Raw genomic sequence first — 17,072 nt, 5'->3', positions numbered from 1 at the left:
ACGTAGTGTCATATATTATTAGTGATTAATGCACTTATTTTTTGAAAGGAGTGGATTTTTAGGCGATAGCTCATTTGATTAATTTTAGGGAGGTTTTGTTTATGGAGAAATTTGATTTGTTTAGAGATATCGCTGAGCGTACTGGCGGTGATATTTATATTGGGGTAGTAGGTCCAGTACGTACAGGAAAATCAACTTTTATTAAAAAATTTATGGAAACACTTATATTGCCTAATATTATTGATCCATATGAGCAAGAAAGAGCAAAAGATGAATTACCACAAAGTGCAGCTGGAAAAACTATTATGACGACAGAGCCTAAATTTATTCCAAATGAAGCAGTAGAAATTAATATAAAAGAAAATGTTTCGGTCCGAGTACGCATGGTTGATTGCGTAGGATATACTGTAGAAGGAGCTTTAGGATATGCAGAACAAGATGAACCAAGGATGGTATTAACTCCTTGGTTTGAGGAAGAAATTCCGTTTCAAGAAGCTGCGGAAATTGGAACGAAGAAAGTAATAACAGAGCATTCAACGATTGGCTTGGTGATAAGCACAGATGGAACAGTAACTGATTTACCTAGGCAACAATATCTTGCGGCAGAAGAACGTGTAATTAATGAATTGAAAGAGCTAGAAAAACCTTTTTTAGTAATTATAAACACGAATAAGCCATTAGCGGCTGATACACAGGAACTTGTGTTGTCGTTAGAGGAAAAATATAATGTTCCAGTGATTCCAGTAGATTGTGCAAAATTAAATAGTGATGATATTTATGCAATTTTACAAGAAGTTTTATATGAATTCCCTGTGAAAGAAGTAAATGTTTCATTGCCAAAATGGATTGATGAATTAATGGAAGATTATTGGCTAAAACGAAATTTTACTGGGATTGTTGAAGGTGTGGTACAAGATATTCATAGATTGCGTGATATTGATGCAGCTATAGATTCTCTGAATGAATCTGAATTTGTTTCTGAAGTAGTTTTGCAGGATATGGATTTAGGATGTGGAGTAGCAACAATTGAAGTGATGACACGTGGCGATTTATTCTATCAAGTTATTGAAGAATTAACAGGATTTACAATTAGTGGTGAACATCATTTGCTAAGAATTATGCAAGACTTGTCTGTTGCAAAACGCGAGTATGATAAGTTATCAGATGCGTTAGAAATGGTAAAAGAAAAAGGATATGCTGTTGTTGCACCACAGGTGGATGAAATGGTGCTGGAAGAACCAGAAATTATTCGAACGGGCAGTAAGTTTGGGGTAAGATTAAAAGCTACTGCGCCATCATTGCATATTATAAGAACGGATGTACAGGCAGAAATTGCGCCTATTTTAGGTACTGAAAAACAAAGTGAAGAATTGATTCAATATCTGATGAAAGAATTTGAAGGAGAGCCAGAAAGAATTTGGCGTACAAATTTATTTGGTAAGTCGTTAAATTCTTTAGTTCGTGAAGGAATTCAAAATAAATTATCTTGTATGCCTGAAAATGCACAAAATAAATTAAGAGATGCACTAACACGTATTGTAAATGATGGAAGCGGCGGTCTAATTTGTATTATTTTTTAAAAAAAAAGTCAGTCTTGTAAAAGCAAGCTGACTTTTTTTATATACTCTTGTAATTATCAATCTATTAGTGTTATAATGTCTTTTGTATATAGATTATTATCCATTACAAGAGTACGGAGGTTCTTTCATGCATAAACAACAATCAGGATTCTTTTTGGTAAGAGAGGAAATCTTGCCAGAAGCAATAAAAAAAACAATTCGAGTAAAGGAAATGTTAAAACGCGGTGAAGCAAGAACGATTAATGAAGCTGTTGAAAAAATGGAATTAAGTCGCAGTGCTTATTATAAATATAAGGATTTTGTATTTCCGTTCTATGAGGCAAGCCGAGATAAAATAGTTACTTTAACGTTATTATTAGACCATAAACAAGGCGTATTATCAAGAGTATTGAACACAATATCTGCAGATTCAGGGAGTGTGTTAACTATTAATCAAGGAATTCCACTACAAGGGGTTGCAAATGCGACAGTATCAATAGAAACAGCAGATTTGGCAGTAGATTTAGAGGCTTTGTTAGATAAGCTAAGAATGGTAGAGGGAGTAAAAAGATTAGAAGTATTAGGACAAGCTTAGATAAGATGGAAAGGGTAAAAGTATGAATAAAAAGATTAAGATAGGACTATTAGGTTCTGGCACAGTTGGAACGGGTGTTATTAAGGTATTATTAGAAAATGTTCATGAAATTACACAGAAAATTGGTAGAGAAGTTGCTATAACAAAAGTTCTAGTGCGTGACTTAAACAAAAAACGTAAAATTCCTTCTACATGTACAATTATAGATGATTTTGAAGAAATTATAAATGATGATAGTATTGATATTGTAGTCGAAGTCATGGGTGGTGAGAATCCAGCGAAAGAATATATGTTACGGGCATTAGAAGCTGGAAAGCATGTAGTAACAGCAAATAAAGATGTCGTTGCAAAGTATGGAAAATTAATGTTTGAGGCAGCAGAAAAGCATAAGGTGGATTTCATGTTTGAGGCTAGTGTTGGCGGTGGTATTCCAATTATAACACCTTTAAAGCAGTGCTTAACAGCAAATAAAATCCTTGAAGTTATGGGGATTGTCAATGGCACGACAAACTATATGCTGACTAAAATGACAAATGAAAAATTGGATTATCATACTGTACTTACTGAAGCACAAGCAAAAGGTTATGCTGAATCTGATCCTATTGCTGATGTTGGTGGATTAGATGCTGCCAGGAAAATTGCGATTTTGTCTTCTATCGCATTTAATACTAGAGTTCATTTAGATGATGTTTATGTGGAGGGAATTACAGCGATTACTCCAGAAGATATTGAATATGCACGTGAGCTTGGTTATGTAATAAAATTATTGGCAATTGCAAAAGATGTACCTGCGTATGGCATCGATGTTAGAGTTCATCCTGCATTGGTACCGAATACGCATCCATTAGCATCGGTGAATGATGTATTTAATGCAATTTTCGTAAAAGGAAATGCTGTAGGCGAGACGATGTTTTATGGGCGTGGGGCTGGCGAAGGGCCAACAGCTAGTGCTGTTGTTGCTGATATTATTGATATTTCTCGCAATATTGTTCACAAAACAAGTGGGAAAATTAGTTGTACTTGTTTTGAAGATAAAATGATTTGCCCAGTAGAAAAGTCGATTTCTGCTTATTATGTACGTTTATTAGTAAAAGATGAACCAGGGGTTTTAGCAACAATTGCAGGGGCCTTTGGAAATAATCAAGTAAGTTTAAATTCTGTCATTCAAAAACGTCGTGTAAACGGTTGTGCTGAAATTGTATTAATTACACATGAAGTAGCGCAAGAACATCTTGCAAAGGCTTCGGCTATAATTAAAAATTTAAAAGATGTTACAGAGATTCGTAATATTATAAGAGTTGAGGCGCAGCGCAAATAGGTTTCAATAACGGGGGAGAAAAAATGCTGAAATCAGTAAAAATTAAAGTTCCAGGAACTTCAGCAAACTGTGGGCCAGGCTTTGATTCTATAGGAATTGCTTGTACAATTTATAATGAATTAGAATTGACCTTGAATAACAGTGGAAAATTAACAATAGAAATTGATGGAGAAGGTAAAAATAATATTCCGTGTGATGAACGCAATGTTGTTTGGAAATCTATTCAATATTTATTAAGAAAAGCGGAAAAAAAATATAATGGTGGAATAATCAAAATGTCTAATGGAATTCCGCTAGCACGTGGATTAGGAAGTAGTGCGGCTGCTATTGTATCTGGATTAATGGCGGCTAATGTAGTTATTGGCAGTCCATTTAATAAGCAAGAGATATTTCAGATGGCAACGGATATAGAAGGGCACCCGGACAATGTTGCTCCAGCTATTTTTGGTGGCATTACGTTAAGTATTGATCAAGATCATATTGCACAATGCTTATCTTTTATGCCACCAAAAGGAATTAAATTAGTCGTAGCTATTCCTAGCTTTAATTTATCGACTAAAATGGCAAGAAGAGTCCTGCCTAATATGGTTCCATTACAAGATGCGGTTTTTAATGTTAGTCGTACGGCGCTATTAGTAGGTGCGCTGTGTAAAGGCGAATATCAACACTTGAGAAATGCCCTAGGGGATAAATTACATCAACCATATCGCCTAGGTTTGATCCCTGGAATGGAAGAAGTATTTAACAAAGCCTTAAAAAATGGTGCATTAGGTGTTGCTTTAAGTGGGGCAGGTCCTTGCTTGATTGCATTTACAACTGAAAAAATGAATGAAATAGGCGAAGCGATGGTAAGTGCTTTTAGATCAAATGATGTTGATGCAAAATATGTTATTTTAGATATTGACTCACAAGGAGTACAGGCTACGGAAATTTAAACATGCATAAATAAGAATGACAGTTTCATCTGTTATTCTTATTTTTTTTTTTTTGAATAAATTGCGAGTTAGCTCATAATTTTATATAGATAGAGGAGGTATTATCGTGTGGAGTATTGGCGGGATATTCCTTTTACTTATATATGGAATTTGGTTGCGTAGCTACAAATATAGAAAAAAAGTAGAAGTTGAGCCTGTATCATCTCCATTGTCATTAGCAATACAAGATTTAATAGGAACAGCAGGCGGGATTTATTTGGCAATTACGCTGTTAATTTCTTTTTTAAAAATTGTTATTCCTGATAAAATTATAATTTTTGCAATAGAGGTCGAACCCATTGCACTAATTTCTATACTTTTAGCAGTATTTCAACCGGTTATTGAAAGAATAATAAGGTGGGTGAGGTTATGAGATTAAGTGAGCTTAGGGGAAAAGAAATTGTCGATATTAACGATGGGATAAAAATTGGAGTTTTGGATGAATGTGAATTGGTATTTGATGATACAAGTGGAAGTATTCATTCTATATTGATTCCCAATAGAAATGCATTATCGCATTTCATTGGAAGCAATCGTGCAATATCAATTCCTTGGGAATCAGTACAGAAAATTAGCAATGAACTAATTATTATAAATAGTTATAAATATAAAGACAATTCAGAATGAGTTTAAATAAGTCTGTTTAATTGAATTTTATGGGGGAATTAATATGGATAACTTTATTTGTGATGAAATTGTTGAGAAGTATAAAAAATATATTAACCCATCGTTGCCTAAATTGTTATATTTTATGAATATTTTAAAAGTTGAAGATAAATCAGATGGATTATACATATACGATATAAACAATAAGCCATATATAGATTGTTTAGGAGGGTATGGAGTTTTTAATTTTGGACATCGCAACTCATTTATAATTGATGAAGTAAAAAAGCAATTGGATCTCATGCCTATGGGGAGCAAAGTTTTTCTAAATCGACCTTTGGCAGAATTTTCAAATTTACTAGCAGAAATCTTGCCGGGGGATATAAAATATAGTTTTGTGGTAAATAGTGGAGCTGAAGCAGTGGAAGGGGCTTTGAAATTAGCTAAACTTTATACGGGTAAAAGTAAAATTATTGCCATGCTGAATGGGTTTCATGGGAAGACTTTAGGTGCGTTAAGTGCTACCGGAAGAGAGTTATATAGAAATCCATTTAAGCCATTACTTCAAGACTTTTTTCATGTTCCATTTAATGATATAGAATCTTTATGTAAAATTGTTGACAAAGATACAGCTGCAATTATTGTGGAACCAATACAAGGGGAAGGTGGAATTATAGTTCCTGATACTGGATATTTGAATAAAGTAAAGCAACTATGTGAAGAATATAATTGTCTACTAATTTGTGATGAAATTCAAACCGGAATGGGGCGCACAGGTAAATTTTTTGCGGTGAATTATGATGAAGTAGTACCGGATATTATTCTTACAGCTAAAGCCCTTGGCGGTGGGATAATGCCAATTGGAGCTTTTTCGTCTACAAAAGAAATATGGAATTCTTTTATAGAGAGTCCTTTTTTGCATACTTCGACTTTTGGAGGAAATCCTTTAGCTTGTAGTGCAGGAATTGCAACTATTACCTTTATGCAACGTGAATATGAAAATTTAAGGGTTGGTAAAAAAGGGAAATATTTTATTAGCCAATTAGAACAATTAAAATCTACTTATCCACATTTAATAAAAGAAATTCGTGGGCGTGGTTTGATGATTGGAGTTGAGTTGATTAAGGAGGAAATAGGTGGATTAACCATTGCTGAACTTATAAAACGCGGTGTTTTAGTTGCATATACGCTAAATAACCCAAAGGTAATTCGATTAGAGCCGCCATTTATTATTACGGAGAAAGAAATTGATCAAGTGATTAACATTTTTGCAGAAGCATTTCAAAGTATTGAAAAATTTATGGAATAAATATATTTACAGTTAAAATAAGTATAGGGAGGTTTTTTTATGCCGCATATAGAGGTTGACAAACTTTTAAAATACAGTTGTGATGCTATTTATCCATTTATTTGTAGAATGGAACGTTATCCAGAATTTATGGACAACGTAGTAGAGGTAAAAATCTTAGAGCGTGATACTTGTAAAACAATAACTTCATGGAAGGTATTCGTGGATGGAATAAAAGTAGGATGGATAGAAGAAGATTTGTTTGATGAAAAAAACTATAAAATTTCATATAAACAAATTGAAGGTGATTTTACTAATTTTAACGGAGAATGGATACTGGAGAAAACGCAAGAGGGAACTATAGTAAAGCTTATTATAGATGTTGATTTAGGAATTTCGATGTTAGCAAACTTTATTAATCCGATACTAATAAAAAAAATATCGGATAATAGTATGAAAATGCTTGAATCAATAGAAAAAGAATTGAATCAAAAAGAAAATGAGATAAAGATGACATCTTGAAACATAAAAATAAAAAATAACAAATAATGACTTGATGGAATATGGAAATTGTCATATCATAGAAAATAGATTATTTAAATTAGGAGTTGTTTTATTTGAATAAGAAAAACATTATTTCGTATAAAGGGGTAACACCTCAAATTGATTCAAGTGTATATATATCAGAGGGTGTTGCTATTATTGGTGCTGTCAAAGTTGAAGAAGGGGCAAATATTTGGTTTAATTCTGTGCTACGTGGCGATATAGAAAAAATTCAGGTTGGAAAATATACTAATATTCAAGATAATTGTACAGTGCATGTAATGAGTGATTGCCCAGCCCTTATTGGAGATTATGTAACTGTTGGGCATGGGGCAATTGTACATGGATGCACAATAGAGAATAATTGTCTAATTGGTATGGGAGCAGTTTTACTCGGTTATTGTAAAATTGGTGAAAATTCTATAATTGCAGCAGGAAGTGTAGTAACAGAAGGAAAGGTTATACCACCAAATTCGATGGTTATGGGAATTCCAGGGAAAGTGGTTCGTCAATTAAGTGAAAAAGAAATAGCAGATATAAAAAAATCGGCTATGCATTATTATGATATAGCACAAGAATACATAAAATAAGGAGTCATACAAATGGAACATACACTTGTTTTAATAAAGCCGGATGTTGTGAAAATGAATTCAATAGGGGTTATTTTAAGTGAATACGAAAAAGCTGGTTTGAAAATTGAAGCTTTAAAAATGTTGAAGATGACAAAAGAGTTGGCTGCAAAACATTATGCTGAACATATTGGTAAACCTTATTATGCTAAACTTGTTGATTTTATGATTTCAGGTCCATTAGTTGCATTAGTTTTAAGTGGGGAAAATGCAATCAATGAGGTAAGAAAAATTAATGGTGCCACAAATCCAGTAAATGCAGAACCTAATACAATTCGAGCTAAATTTGCTACAGATAGTACTTTAAATGCTGTGCATGCATCGGATTGTATTGAAAATGCGCGACGGGAAATCAATTTATTTTTTCTAGCCGATGAATTAATGTATAATCTTTAAATGGAGATGATATTATGGGTGTTTATACAAAAACTGGCGATAACGGAACTACAGGGCTTTTTACAGGTGAACGTGTTGATAAAGATTCAATACGAGTAGAGGCATATGGTTCAGTTGATGAAGCAAATTCTTTTTTAGGGTTAGCTAGAGCTTTTGCGAAGAAGGAAGAGGTAATTGAGCAAATTCATAGTATACAAAAAATTAGTATGTTATTAATGGCTGAATTGGCAAGCAAATCTTCTAAAGAATATATTACCCGAAAACATATTGATGATATTGAAAGTATAATTGATAATTTTGAGAAAAAATTACCGCCGTTAACTGCTTTTATTACGCCTGGAGATACGTCCGCTGGCGCTGCTTTAGATATAGCGCGAACTACGATTAGAAAAGCTGAGCGCAGAGTTCTTACTTTACATCATCACGAAGCGGTATCGAAATATGTAACAATCTATTTAAACAGATTATCTGATTTGTGTTTTGTGTTGATGCGTTATGAAGAACTTTAATTGTCACAAAATTCTTCTGTGATACATATGGTAATGTAGATGGATTATCATAGGAGGGGTTTTTGTGAAAGCGGTTTCTATTTATGTTTTTTCTGTGCCAAAACCATTGCGAAGTGTTATACGTGTCATCAGTAAAAATAAATAATTACTTATTAAACCGTCCTAGATCATATAAATTACTTTAAATAATTTATATGATTTAGGACGGTTTAATTTTTAGAAAAATCAATTTTAAAAAAGGAGAATGGCATGTTGTCAGAGAATACAGAAAATACTGACAATATTGTAGCTGTCGAGTTAATAGCACAGGAGGGATAACCATGAAAGAGTATACAAGAAATCTTATTAGAAACATTGCAATTGTGGGACACGGAAAATCAGGGAAAACTTCACTGACAGATACTTTGATTTTTAATGCTGGCTATGCAAAAAGAATAGGTAAAGTAGATGAAGGGACGTCACTCATTGATTTTGAGGTTGAAGAAGTAAAAAGAAAGATGAGTATAAGTAGTACTCTAGCCTCTTGTGAATGGCAAGGTTATAAATTGAATTTTATTGATACTCCTGGTTATCCTGATTTCATAGGCGAAGTGAAATCTGTAATGCAGGCGGCTGATAGTGCTTTAATTGTGCTATGTGCTCCTGCGGGAATAGAAGTTGAGACGGAAAAGGTTTGGGAGTATGCTAGTGCAATTAAATTGCCAAGGGCTTTTTTTATTAATAAAATGGATCGGGAACATGCAGATTTTTATGCTGTAGTCGAACAGTTAAAAGTAAAATTTGGAACAGGCGTAGTGCCTATTCAGATTCCGATTGGTTCTGAAGAAGCCTTTCATGGGGTTGTAGATTTATTATCGATGAATACTCGGTTTGTTACGAGTAACAATGTGCCTGTAGAAGGAGAAATACCAGAATTTTTGCAAAAAGAAGTAGAGGACGCTAGACAGCAATTAATTGAAGTCGTAGCCGAATTTAATAATGATTTATTAGATAAGTATTTAGAGGGAAAAGAGATATCAGAAGAAGAAGTTTCTATTGCTTTAGCGGAGGGAATTCAGGCGGCAAAAATATTTCCTGTTTTATGTGGGTCATCCTTAAAGAATATTGGGTCTCGTAAGCTGTTAAATTCCATTATCAATTATATGCCAGAACCAATGCTCAAACCGGTGATGGGAATTATTCCCGATACAGGAGAAATTATTGAACGGGTTGCTACAGATGAATTCTCCGCTATTGTTTTTAAAACAACAGCAGATCCATTTGTCGGTAGGCTAAATTATTTAAAAATAATTTCAGGCGTATTAAAAGCAGATATGACTTTATATAATGTTGATAAGGAAAAATCGGAGAAGATAAATGCATTTTTTACGATGCGAGGAAAACAACAGGAGGCTATGGAAATAGCTCATGCAGGAGATATTGTTGTCATAGCAAAAATGCAATATGTAGCGACTGGAGATACACTTTGCAGCAAAGAAAATACCATTTTATATGAGCCAATTGAATTTCCTAAACCGATGTTTACGATGGGGATACAGGCGAAAAACAAGGGCGATGAGGATAAGATTAGCAATGCATTAGGGCGTATTACCGACGAAGATTTGACAATAAAAGTTTTTAAAGATTCTGAAACAAAACAATTATTAATCAGTGGTATCGGAGAATTACATTTAGAAATTATTTTAGATAAAATAAAAAGAAAATTTGGGGTTGAAGTTTTGTTGAAAGAACGCAAGATTCCCTATAGAGAGACGATAACTGCTAGTGAGAAAGTAGAAGGTAAGCATAAAAAACAAAGCGGTGGCCATGGACAATATGGGCATGTATGGCTGCAAATAGAACCTTTGCCAGCTGGAAGCGGGTTTGAGTTTATCGAAACGCTCTTTGGTGGAGCTATACCTAAACAATATGTTCCGGCGGTTGAAAAAGGGGTTCGAGAAACTTTAGAAGCGGGTATTTTAGCTGGATATCCTATGGTTGATATCAAAGTCAATTTATGTGATGGATCATATCATAACGTGGATTCGTCCGAAATTGCATTCAAGATGGCAAGTGCATTGGCGATTAAAAAAGGAGCGATGTTAGCAAAACCTATATTGCTTGAGCCAATCTATAATTTAACAATTAGTATTCCAGAATATTATATGGGAGATATTATTGGTAATTTAAATGCTAGCAGAGGTAGAATCTTAGGGATGGAAACCATAACCAAAGGAATGGGATTGGTGAGAGCTCAAGCTCCATTAAGTGAATTAGCAAGGTATGCTACAGATTTACGATCGATATCGCAAGGCAGAGGAACCTTTGATATGGAGTTTTCACATTATGAAGAATTACCTAATAAATTGGCAAAAGATATCATTGAATCTAAAAAAAATGAAAAAAGTGATATATAAAAAAGAGGAGCTAAGAAAGCTCCTCTTTTTTTATATCACTTTTAAAAATCAAAATGGCTGAGGCGGCTGGACTCGAACCAACGAATGCGGGAGTCAGAATCCCGTGCCTTACCAACTTGGCGACGCCCCAAAAACATACCCGATAGTTAAATATTATATTCTTTTATAATGTGAAAGTCAAGAAATATCTTTGGAAATAACAAACGATAAGGAAGGTTTTATATCAATTTCAAAGGTTCGTGGCCAAGGATAGTTTACATCAATTTTCATATCTTTAACTTTTAAAAGAAAATAAGTATCATTATATTGGATTTTAATTGGAATTCTATAAGCGGAGTCATTCAATAGAATACGAGATTGCTGCAACATTTCTTTTTGTAATTGTGCGTTCGCAAAGTTGTAAGAATCATTTAAATTGTATACATCAATATTTTGTGCTTTTAAAAGATGATCAATTTTCGCATGTGAAGATTTTAAATAATACCAATCTTCTAAGAAACGTGAGGTTAAAAATGTCAAATGATTCGAATAAGTGGTTGCTAAATCCTTTTCGCTGGTGATATTGTGTAATTTGCCAGTAAATAAAGTTGCTTGGGTAATCGCAGTTCCGATAGAATTGCTTGTGGTATTCCATCCGGAGTAGGCAATTAACTGATTTAATGGAACGTGGTTAGCCTTTAACACAGGAAAAAGTGTTTCAGAAGCTTCGAAGTTTTCACTTAAATCAACTAGCGCGACTTTGTAGCCGCTCTCTAAAAGCTTTTTTAATTCTTGTGCACTAGCATATCGATTCTGCATATTGTCTTTAGTTCCAATGTAAACGTAAAGAACAAAATCCGCACTATCAATAGAAGTGGTTTGAATTCCTTTAGCAATTTCAATTTTTTCTTTTGCGGTAGTTGCAACTGAATGTGGCATATAGGGCATTACAATACTTGATGCTTTTTCATCATTGTATTGTACAAAAATTTTAGGTTGATGATGTTGAAGTGTAGAATTTATACTCCCTAATATAGTTAAGGCAATTTCATCGGTCCCCCTGGTAATAATTACCTGGTTCTCAGCGATGTTTTTTTGCCATAAATAATGTTGTAAATTTCTTTTTATTATATTGGGAATGCCGAAGGATTGTCCATCATCTTGACCGATAAGAAGTTGTTTTAAAACACCTTTTTGGGTTAAATTTATTAATTCTTTATTCAATTTTTCATTTTCAGCATATAAAGTAAGATAGTTATTTTTGATATTCGTTGGAAGTTTTGCTTCTACTTCCTTTTGTCGTTCTATATCAATAGGATTATGAAAGGTATAAATAATATCTTTTAATTTAGAAAATTCTAAAATGCTTGTTTGATATTTTTTAGTTTCTTCGCTGTCGCCAACCCACAGACGAGGAATTATATTAAAGGCATATAAATCTATGCTGGGATATTGATTATGTATTTCTTGCAATAGCTGAAGTGTATCAACTATGTCATTCTCTGAGCCCTCGGAAAGGCGTGAAGCCATTAGGCCTCCATGAATGAGCATGTCTGTAGATATAATAGCAAAATTTACATTTTTAATATTATCTTTCAACCATTGTCGTACTAAAATTTGATTTGCGGGTGTTTTATAATTGTCAAGAATTTCATCAGGTGGAATGATTATTTCAATATTTACTATTTTAGCTAGGTCAATAACAAAATTTGTACAAGGCGGGCGACTGTCTAATGGAATCAATAAAATTTTATGTTGATATTGAATTGGGGTGGGTGCCATTAGTTTATAACTAGGAATAGTTGAAAAAAAATAGCAGGTTATTATAAGAAAAATAGAAAAGCTTGCAATAATTTTAGATTTCACTTTATCACCTTTCTTTAAGTCTTGTATATTAAACATGTATTTTGTACGTGCTAATATTCACTAATGATAACAAATATGCTAGAATATAAAATATAATTTTATATGAGGGAGTACAATGAGAATAATAACAGGAATTGCAAAAGGATGCAAATTAAAAGCGCCAAAAGGCTTAGTAACTAGACCAACGGCAGATAGGGTAAAAGAATCTTTATTTAGTATAATTCAAAATCAAATCTATGCTTCTAATGTATTAGATATTTTCGCTGGAAGTGGGAATTTAGGATTAGAGGCCTTGAGTAGGGGGGCTAATAAAGCCTTTTTCGTTGATCAGAGTTTAGATAGCATATGTGTAATAAAAGATAATGCTGAACATACAAAATTAATTGAACGATGCAATATTTATAAAATGGATGTTTTCTCAGCATTAAGCAAATTTATGAATATGGATTTGCGATTTGATCTTGTTTTTTGTGATCCTCCATATCACAAAGGGTTGAGTGAAAAGGTTCTAGTGCTCTTAGACGATCTGACAATTCTTTCAAATGAAGCATTGGTCATTATTGAACATTCTAGAGAAGATAAATTAAGTGAGAATTTAAAATATTTAAATTTAAAAAAACAACAAAAATATGGCACAACTATAATCAGTATATATCAATATAATAAATAGTTATTAAGAGTAAAAGGAGAGGTAAAATTATGCGGATTGCTGTATGTCCAGGGAGTTTTGATCCTGTTACCAACGGACATATTGATATTTTTGAAAGAGCAAGTGGAATGTTTGATTTGTTTATCGTTGGAGTTTTTCACAATCCAAACAAAAAACCGTTGTTTACGATGGAAGAACGTGTAGATTTATTAAAAAAATCTACTGAACATATAAAAAATATAAAAATAGATTGTTTTAGTGGATTACTAAATGAATATGTTAGAGAAAATGATTCTAAAATTGTTGTTCGTGGTTTAAGAGCGATTAGTGATTTTGAATATGAGTTTCAGCGAGCTTTATTATTAAAAAAGATAGATTCTGAAATTGAGACGATATTTATGATGACGAGTAATGAGTATTCGTTTTTAAGCTCGTCGGGAATTAAAGAATTAGCAAATTTCAATGGAAATATTAAAGGACTCGTGCCCGAGTATGTAGAAATAAAAATAAAACAAAGAATTTCTGATTTGAAAAAACAAATGAATAGATAGGATGGTGCTATTAATGACCATTGAAGACTTTTTGGATAAAATGGAACAGTTGATTCTAGAAGCAGGTAGGGTACCTTTTACGAACAAGAGAGTAATAGAAGAAGATGATTTAGTGACTCTTTTAGATGCATTAAGACGTGATGTTCCAAATGAAATTCAAGATGCACAAAATATCGTAAAGGAAAGAAATCATATTTTAGCTGAGGCTGAGGAGGAAGCTAAAAAAATCGTTGAGATGGCTCATAATAGGGCAGATTCTTTAATAAATGATCATATTATAGCCAAAAAAGCTCAAGAAAGTGCAAAAGATTTAATGGATGCAACGAAGAAGGAACGCGAAGCATTGCGTAGTGATGCTTTTGAATATGCAGATGCAGTTTTTAGTCAGTTAGATCAAAATTTAAATACTGCGCTTCAAACAATAAGACAAGCACATGTTGAATTAAAAAAAATTAAATAACTTGAAGTTTAGCTATAAAAATATAATGCGCTCTAAATATTTAGAACGCATTATATTTATTTCTGAATATAAAATAACTTTTTTAAAAATAAAAAAAACATAGATAAGATGAACATAACAAGCAATATAAGACATGTTTGGTATGCGATAAAATCTATTCTTAAGATCCAATCTGACAATGAATGAATTGATTTTGTAACGGTAATATCAGGGGATAAAAACAGTTGAGTGATGAAATTTGCTGGTCCCATAAGTAAAAGAACTAGAATTGCTGAGAAAATTGCATGTAAAAAACGAGAGATTATATAGGGAAACATTCGAATGTGGGATTCAGTTGCAATACTTGCTACTTGCCCATGTACAGATAAACCACTCCAAGCAATAATTGCGCTTGCAATTGCAACTTTTTCAGTTAAAGGGCAATCTGCTTGACTTGCAGCTAATACACCTAAATCTATTTCGAATAATCCAAAGCTTAATGCTTGTGAAAGAGTATCACTAAATCCTATAATTGTCAAAAGATTAGCAAAGAAAAGATTTAAATATGCGATTATACCAATTGCTGATAATAAATTCAGACAAACTGAGAAAATAACAATAAATCCACCGATTAATAAGATAGTGTTCATTGAAGTTCTAATAGCGTCTCCTAGTAGGTTAGGAATGGAACGGGGGTCTTTTTGTCTATATAAATATAATTCCTGAAATGCACGTTTAAAAATATTATTATAGGGTTTTACGCAGGAAGAAATTTGATCTTTATTTCTTCCATAGAAACTATAAATGAATCCTATAATTATACTAGAAGAGTAGTGGGCCAAAGCTAAAATCATGCCTAACTCAGGAGACTGGAACATTCCAACGGACACTGCGCCAAAGATAAATAATGGATCAGCTGTATTACTGAATGCAAGTAATCGTTCCGCTTCAATAGAAGAACAAAGGTTGTTTTTTTTCAACTTACTAGTTATAACTGCATCCATTGGATATCCTGAAGCAAGGCCAAGAGATAAAGCAAAAGCACCTACACCAGGAACATTAAAAACGGGACGCATTAAGGGTTCAAGAAAAACGCCTATGGCATTTACAACTCCAATACCCATGAGAAGTTCCGAAAGAATGAAGAAAGGTAATAAAGACGGGAAGATTACGTTCCACCATAAACTTATCCCAGAAATTGCTGCATCAAAAGTTATTTTTGGATTAGCGATTATTGAAATGGTCATGAAAATTAGACCTAGTGCAAATAAATAAGTAATTATTTTGGAATGTTTAATGGTTTTCATTGAATTTTATACTCCTCAAAATTAATTTTAATAATTCATATTCAAATTAATGGTTTTTGAGAAGCTTTTAATGTAATATTAAATTAAAAAAATAGGACTGTTTAAAAAATCTAATCCTCCAATATGTTTTTTTGAATCTGGAAGACTAAGAAAAAATAAGTCGGTTGCATAAATATCTAGTAATAACATTTTTTGTAGATCTGTTAGATTTGAATTGTTTTTATCTTTAGATGTAATGTGTTTACTTACTTTGGTTATTATAGGAATATCGGAGTGTTGTTTTACTTTCTTTAATAAAGCTCTTCCCGTTTGATTAAAACCTAAAACTCTAGCATATAAAGGTCCGCTTTTGTCAAAGGAGTGTAAGGAATTTTTTTTTGTACCTATTAGAAAATGAAGTAAAATTCTTTGCAACCTAGAATTTGGATATCGTTTGCTTTTAATATTTTCAAGTAATGATTCATAAGAAGTCGATATATTCATAGCATTAAATATTTTATGTTCTAAACCTTCGGCTATTCCAGGAGTTTCTTGAAGATTTAATATGGTAGTATTGCGTAACTTTGCAAGTAGTGGAATTGATAAGTTATCTAGAGAAGGAAGCAAATTTTCTTGTAATCGGTTCATCATTACATTATAAGTTGAAATAGGAATACAGTTTTTTACCGCCGATAAACCTTGCGGATTGGTGAAAATTTGATGCCTAATAGCAGATGCGCTAGCAATAACATCAGCTATGCTTGTGTCATTATGTTGAGCTATAGAGCGTTCAATTAGCAAAGGCTGGATAGCGGAATTATACTGATGAATTGCTTTTAAATATTCTATCGCTAATATATTGTTCGGTTTAGAAATTATTTCAGGCGAGATATTTAGTAGTGAACTAATAGATGTTGCTAATGCTTGCGGATAGCTTTTCCCGAATTTTAGGTGCTTTTTAAAGAGGGGTAAAAAATCTGTGTTTTCTGAAATGAGAGCAATACTATTTAGCAAATTATAATTTGAAATTTCTGTACCAAAAGAAACGGTATTAACGATTTTTAAGGCATCTAACAATCTTATAGCGCCACTTGCAAATGATTCAGCACTGCGTGCCGTAAACACAAATGGAAGCTCTATAACTAAATCTACTCCGCATTTTATTGCCATTTCAGCTCTGCTCCATTTATCTAGCAAAGCTATTTCACCTCTTTGAGTAAAATTTCCACTCATAACACATATGATTCCAGATGGTTGTACTTTCTCTTTTGAAATATTTAAATGGAATTGATGACCATTGTGAAATGGATTGTATTCTGCGATAATGCCTAATATAGACATAAAGACTTCACCCCTGTATTTATTTTAGATAAAATCTATTTTAACATTTTTTCTTACTAAATATAGATAAAACTATATTATATTTATTTAAAAGATAAAAATCTTGACATTTTTCTTTCGTATCGCTATAATAGATTGAGGTTGAGGT

General features: G+C 32.8%; 18 protein-coding genes and 1 tRNA gene. 15 read left to right on the top strand and 4 right to left on the bottom strand.

Annotated features, from left to right (window positions below):
* The first annotated feature begins 101 nt into the window (after window positions 1-101).
* From spoIVA to fusA, 12 genes are all read left to right on the top strand, one after another.
* Window positions 102-1,580, top strand: a complete 1,479-nt coding sequence (gene spoIVA, locus P3F81_RS06730) for a stage IV sporulation protein A (RefSeq protein WP_147668911.1) — start codon at window positions 102-104, stop codon at window positions 1,578-1,580.
* 127 nt (window positions 1,581-1,707) lie between these two features.
* Window positions 1,708-2,154 carry an ACT domain-containing protein gene (locus P3F81_RS06725; protein ID WP_147668908.1) on the top strand — a complete coding sequence of 149 codons (447 nt, stop codon included), beginning with the start codon at window positions 1,708-1,710 and terminating at the stop codon, window positions 2,152-2,154.
* A gap of 22 nt (window positions 2,155-2,176) precedes the next feature.
* Window positions 2,177-3,472: a homoserine dehydrogenase gene (locus tag P3F81_RS06720; protein ID WP_147668905.1), complete on the top strand. Its 1,296-nt coding sequence runs from the start codon at window positions 2,177-2,179 to the stop codon at window positions 3,470-3,472.
* A 23-nt stretch (window positions 3,473-3,495) separates the two neighbouring features.
* Entirely contained in the window at window positions 3,496-4,407 is a 912-nt protein-coding gene (gene thrB / locus P3F81_RS06715) for a homoserine kinase (protein ID WP_147668902.1), read from the top strand.
* Between the two features lie 106 nt (window positions 4,408-4,513).
* Window positions 4,514-4,819, top strand: coding sequence for a hypothetical protein (locus P3F81_RS06710; protein ID WP_147668899.1), 306 nt, complete (start codon window positions 4,514-4,516; stop codon window positions 4,817-4,819).
* On the top strand, window positions 4,816-5,073 hold the full coding sequence (locus P3F81_RS06705) for a YlmC/YmxH family sporulation protein (protein ID WP_147668897.1): 258 nt from the start codon (window positions 4,816-4,818) through the stop codon (window positions 5,071-5,073). Before P3F81_RS06710 ends, P3F81_RS06705 begins: the two co-directional genes overlap by 4 nt.
* A 43-nt stretch (window positions 5,074-5,116) precedes the next feature.
* Window positions 5,117-6,361, top strand: a complete 1,245-nt coding sequence (locus P3F81_RS06700) for an aspartate aminotransferase family protein (protein WP_147668894.1) — start codon at window positions 5,117-5,119, stop codon at window positions 6,359-6,361.
* A gap of 39 nt (window positions 6,362-6,400) precedes the next feature.
* Entirely contained in the window at window positions 6,401-6,862 is a 462-nt protein-coding gene (locus P3F81_RS06695; RefSeq protein ID WP_147668890.1) for a type II toxin-antitoxin system RatA family toxin, read from the top strand.
* A 95-nt stretch (window positions 6,863-6,957) separates the two neighbouring features.
* A complete protein-coding gene (locus tag P3F81_RS06690) occupies window positions 6,958-7,473 on the top strand; it encodes a gamma carbonic anhydrase family protein (protein WP_147668887.1) in 516 nt (171 codons plus the stop codon).
* A 12-nt stretch (window positions 7,474-7,485) separates the two neighbouring features.
* A complete protein-coding gene (ndk, locus tag P3F81_RS06685) occupies window positions 7,486-7,908 on the top strand; it encodes a nucleoside-diphosphate kinase (RefSeq protein ID WP_147668884.1) in 423 nt (140 codons plus the stop codon).
* A 14-nt stretch (window positions 7,909-7,922) separates the two neighbouring features.
* Window positions 7,923-8,417, top strand: a complete 495-nt coding sequence (locus P3F81_RS06680; protein WP_147668881.1) for a cob(I)yrinic acid a,c-diamide adenosyltransferase — start codon at window positions 7,923-7,925, stop codon at window positions 8,415-8,417.
* Window positions 8,418-8,737: 320 nt separating this feature from the next.
* Entirely contained in the window at window positions 8,738-10,813 is a 2,076-nt protein-coding gene (gene fusA, locus P3F81_RS06675; RefSeq protein WP_147668878.1) for an elongation factor G, read from the top strand.
* A 54-nt stretch (window positions 10,814-10,867) separates the two neighbouring features.
* Here the strand turns inward: fusA and P3F81_RS06670 are convergent.
* A tRNA-Gln gene (locus tag P3F81_RS06670) sits at window positions 10,868-10,943 on the bottom strand.
* A gap of 47 nt (window positions 10,944-10,990) precedes the next feature.
* The gene (locus P3F81_RS06665) at window positions 10,991-12,658 is read right to left on the bottom strand and encodes a DUF4127 family protein (protein WP_309320193.1); all 1,668 of its coding nucleotides are present in this window, start codon (window positions 12,656-12,658) and stop codon (window positions 10,991-10,993) included.
* A gap of 115 nt (window positions 12,659-12,773) precedes the next feature.
* Between P3F81_RS06665 and rsmD the strand changes: the two genes are divergently transcribed.
* From rsmD to P3F81_RS06650, 3 genes are read left to right on the top strand one after another with little or no spacing between them, the layout of a single operon-like run.
* Complete coding sequence (gene rsmD / locus P3F81_RS06660) at window positions 12,774-13,328, top strand: 16S rRNA (guanine(966)-N(2))-methyltransferase RsmD (protein WP_147668871.1); 555 nt, start codon at window positions 12,774-12,776, stop codon at window positions 13,326-13,328.
* 29 nt (window positions 13,329-13,357) lie between these two features.
* Window positions 13,358-13,858: a pantetheine-phosphate adenylyltransferase gene (coaD, locus tag P3F81_RS06655; RefSeq protein ID WP_147668868.1), complete on the top strand. Its 501-nt coding sequence runs from the start codon at window positions 13,358-13,360 to the stop codon at window positions 13,856-13,858.
* Window positions 13,859-13,871: 13 nt separating this feature from the next.
* Window positions 13,872-14,318, top strand: coding sequence for an ATP synthase subunit B family protein (locus P3F81_RS06650; RefSeq protein WP_147668865.1), 447 nt, complete (start codon window positions 13,872-13,874; stop codon window positions 14,316-14,318).
* Between the two features lie 56 nt (window positions 14,319-14,374).
* On the opposite strand, the gene ylbJ is transcribed toward P3F81_RS06650, so the two are convergent.
* Complete coding sequence (gene ylbJ, locus P3F81_RS06645) at window positions 14,375-15,604, bottom strand: sporulation integral membrane protein YlbJ (protein ID WP_147668862.1); 1,230 nt, start codon at window positions 15,602-15,604, stop codon at window positions 14,375-14,377.
* A 78-nt stretch (window positions 15,605-15,682) separates the two neighbouring features.
* Window positions 15,683-16,924, bottom strand: coding sequence for a nucleotidyltransferase (locus P3F81_RS06640; RefSeq protein WP_147668858.1), 1,242 nt, complete (start codon window positions 16,922-16,924; stop codon window positions 15,683-15,685).
* Window positions 16,925-17,072 lie beyond the last annotated feature (148 nt).

Origin of the sequence: Selenobaculum gibii (assembly GCF_030273445.1) — a bacterium.
GTDB classification, from domain to species: domain Bacteria; phylum Bacillota; class Negativicutes; order ICN-92133; family ICN-92133; genus Selenobaculum; species Selenobaculum gibii.
This window is presented reverse-complemented; position numbering and strand designations above follow the sequence as displayed.

Bases quoted from the DNA above. Each gene is read 5' to 3' on its own strand.
- fusA (WP_147668878.1), top strand. From the start codon at position 8,738: ATGAAAGAGTATACAAGAAATCTTATTAGAAACATTGCAATTGTGGGA.
- rsmD (WP_147668871.1), top strand. From the start codon at position 12,774: ATGAGAATAATAACAGGAATTGCAAAAGGATGCAAATTAAAAGCGCCA.
- coaD (WP_147668868.1), top strand. From the start codon at position 13,358: ATGCGGATTGCTGTATGTCCAGGGAGTTTTGATCCTGTTACCAACGGA.
- P3F81_RS06720 (WP_147668905.1), top strand. From the start codon at position 2,177: ATGAATAAAAAGATTAAGATAGGACTATTAGGTTCTGGCACAGTTGGA.
- P3F81_RS06725 (WP_147668908.1), top strand. From the start codon at position 1,708: ATGCATAAACAACAATCAGGATTCTTTTTGGTAAGAGAGGAAATCTTG.
- P3F81_RS06680 (WP_147668881.1), top strand. From the start codon at position 7,923: ATGGGTGTTTATACAAAAACTGGCGATAACGGAACTACAGGGCTTTTT.
- P3F81_RS06695 (WP_147668890.1), top strand. From the start codon at position 6,401: ATGCCGCATATAGAGGTTGACAAACTTTTAAAATACAGTTGTGATGCT.
- P3F81_RS06705 (WP_147668897.1), top strand. From the start codon at position 4,816: ATGAGATTAAGTGAGCTTAGGGGAAAAGAAATTGTCGATATTAACGAT.
- spoIVA (WP_147668911.1), top strand. From the start codon at position 102: ATGGAGAAATTTGATTTGTTTAGAGATATCGCTGAGCGTACTGGCGGT.
- ylbJ (WP_147668862.1), bottom strand. From the start codon at position 15,604: ATGAAAACCATTAAACATTCCAAAATAATTACTTATTTATTTGCACTA.
- ndk (WP_147668884.1), top strand. From the start codon at position 7,486: ATGGAACATACACTTGTTTTAATAAAGCCGGATGTTGTGAAAATGAAT.
- P3F81_RS06700 (WP_147668894.1), top strand. From the start codon at position 5,117: ATGGATAACTTTATTTGTGATGAAATTGTTGAGAAGTATAAAAAATAT.
- thrB (WP_147668902.1), top strand. From the start codon at position 3,496: ATGCTGAAATCAGTAAAAATTAAAGTTCCAGGAACTTCAGCAAACTGT.
- P3F81_RS06640 (WP_147668858.1), bottom strand. From the start codon at position 16,924: ATGTCTATATTAGGCATTATCGCAGAATACAATCCATTTCACAATGGT.
- P3F81_RS06650 (WP_147668865.1), top strand. From the start codon at position 13,872: ATGACCATTGAAGACTTTTTGGATAAAATGGAACAGTTGATTCTAGAA.